Genomic DNA, 701 nt, shown 5'->3' with positions numbered 1-701 from the left:
TAACTATCCGAACGGTATGGATTATATAAACGAAGACAGGCCTATTGTTGTTCTTCGCACGTTCTCGAAAGTCCACGGGCTTGCCGGATGCCGGATCGGCTACGGTATAGCGCCGGAGTTTATCATCACGGCGGTCAATAAGGTACGGGAGCCCTTCAATGTGACATCGGTTGCCCAGGCGGGGGCGCTTGCCAGCCTGGAGTGCGACACAGCAGTTGAGGAGAGAAGCCGTCTGAACACCCAGGGTCTGGAGTATCTCTACAAAGAGTTCAGGAGAATAGGCCTTGATTATATACCGTCGCATGCAAACTTTATCCTGGTAGATATAGGTATTGACGATCGCATGATGTCGCTTGAGCTGATGAAGCGGGGTATCATTGTCAGATCCGGAGATATATTCGGCTACCCTAAGTATTTCAGGGTAACCGTCGGCACGCCGGAGGAAAACAAGAGGTTCATCGGCGAGCTTGAGGCACTTCTAAAAGTTATTAAAGATCAAAATGATCACGTAAAAGGAGCACTGGTATGATGGATAACAAAATCATTAAATTATTCAATTCACCATCAGGAAGGTGCTGGCTCTATTACTACTTCTTTTAATATCGAAGGCAGGTCTGCTTTCACGCTAGGAAGTCAAAATCCAAAAATCTTTATAGACCTATTTTGATGTTAATTTAGTTCAATAAGCAACGAGAGAGTAA

At 45.5% G+C, this 701-nt stretch carries 1 protein-coding gene; it reads left to right on the top strand.

Annotated features, from left to right (window positions below; genetic code table 11):
* The coding region (locus COY37_RS06525) for a pyridoxal phosphate-dependent aminotransferase (protein ID WP_286976866.1) at positions 1-529 on the top strand (529 nt) is incomplete at its 5' end.
* Positions 530-701: the final 172 nt, after the last annotated feature.

It is taken from the genome of Candidatus Aquicultor secundus (assembly GCF_002791875.1).
Classification (GTDB): Bacteria; Actinomycetota; Aquicultoria; order Aquicultorales; family Aquicultoraceae; genus Aquicultor_A; species Aquicultor_A secundus.
Note: the sequence above shows the minus strand (reverse complement) of the source record. Positions and strands in the feature narration are given on the sequence as shown.